The sequence below is a fragment of the Nocardia sp. 2TAF39 genome, from assembly GCF_052114905.1.
Classification (GTDB): domain Bacteria; phylum Actinomycetota; class Actinomycetes; order Mycobacteriales; family Mycobacteriaceae; genus Nocardia.
Genome location: NZ_JBFRFQ010000129.1, coordinates 1 through 1,588, shown reverse-complemented (window position 1 = coordinate 1,588; position 1,588 = coordinate 1). Strand labels below are relative to the sequence as shown.

The 1,588-nt window shown below is 69.3% G+C and carries 1 protein-coding gene; it reads left to right on the top strand.

Annotation, left to right across the window (positions count from 1 at the left end):
• Positions 1-12: 12 nt before the first annotated feature.
• A partial coding sequence (locus AB4Z47_RS30625; protein ID WP_441956191.1) for a type I polyketide synthase occupies positions 13-1,588 on the top strand: 1,576 nt, incomplete at its 3' end.

Here is a 1,588-nt window from a genome sequence, read left to right as displayed (position 1 = left end):
GGGTTGGTGGTGGTGACCAGGGGTGGTGCGGGGTTGGTGGGGGAGGTTGCGGATGTGGCCGCGGCGGCGGTGTGGGGGTTGGTGCGCAGTGCCCAGTCGGAGAATCCGGGGCGGTTCGTTGTCCTCGACGAGGATCCGGCCGAGTTGTTGGATGCCGATCGGATCGCGGCGGTGCTCGGCTCGGGCGAGCCGCAGGTCGCGGTGCGGGGTGGGCAGATTCTGGTTCCTCGGTTGAGGCGTGCCTCCGCGGCCGTGTCGGYCGAYACCGCGCGGCGGCCTGCCCCGGAACGYTCCGGTCCACAAGGCGACTCGGGCAAGCTCGATCCGGGGTTGGGGGATGGGGCGGTGCTGATCACCGGTGGTACGGGTGGGTTGGGTGCGTTGTTCGCCCGGCATCTTGTCGCCGAGTACGGTGTGCGCAGGCTGGTGCTGTCGTCGCGGCGGGGACCGGAAGCGGCGGGTGCGGCCGAGTTGGTCGCCGAGCTGGGGCAGGCGGGTGCCGATGTCCGGGTGGTCGCGTGTGATGTCGCAGACCGCGGCGCGGTGCGCATGCTGTTGGACAGTATCGACGCCGATGGTGGGTTGACTGCGGTGGTGCATACCGCGGGGGTGCTCGAGGACGGCACCATCGAGACTTTGACCGGTGAGCAGGTCGATCGGGTGTTGGCGCCGAAGGTCGAGGGCGCGTGGTATCTGGACGAGCTGACCCGGGACCGGAACCTGTCGGCGTTCGTGGTGTTCTCCTCGATCGCGGCCGTGTTGGGGTCGGCCGGGCAGGCGAATTATGCGGCGGCGAACGGTTTCCTGGACGCGTTGGTGCAGCGGCGTCGCGCGGCAGGGTTGCCGGCGGTGTCGCTGGCGTGGGGGCCGTGGAACCAGGGCAGCGGGATGACCAGCGGCCTGGGACACACGGCGGTGGCGCGGTGGGGTCGGCTGGGGTTGGGCCAACTCGACAACACCGACGGTGTGCGTCTTTTCGACACTGCCCTCACYGACACCCAGGTGTGCGTGGCGGCGATCCGGTTCGACCCGAGCGTGCTGCGCCGCGCGTCCGACCCGGATGCGGTCCCTGTGGTGTTGCGTGGATTCGTTCCCCGCTCGACGCGTCCGGGGAAGGCCGCTGGAAAGTCCTCGCCCGGCCTGCCGGTGGGCGCGTTGGGTGCTCGGTTGGCTCAGCTGCCGCGGGCCCGACACGGTGAGGTCGTGTTGGAGGTGGTGTCGGCGCAGGCAGCGGCGGTGCTGGGGCACGATTCGGCTGACGATATCCGACCCGATCAGCGTTTCGACGAGATCGGTTTCGACTCCCTCGGCGGCGTGGAATTCCGCAACCGGCTGGCCGAGGCCACCGGCCTGCAATTGCCATCGACCCTGGTATTCGATCATCCGACCGTGGCCGCGGTAGCGAAACTGGTGCAGTCCAAACTCGAACCGAAGACCGCGACCCAACCGGTCAAGAAGACCGCCCGCCGGGTCCGAGCAGACGAACCGATCGCCATCGTAGGGATGGGCTGCCGATTCCCCGGCGGTGTCGGATCACCGGACGAACTATGGGACCTGCTCGCCTCCGGAACCGACGCGACCGGAGAGT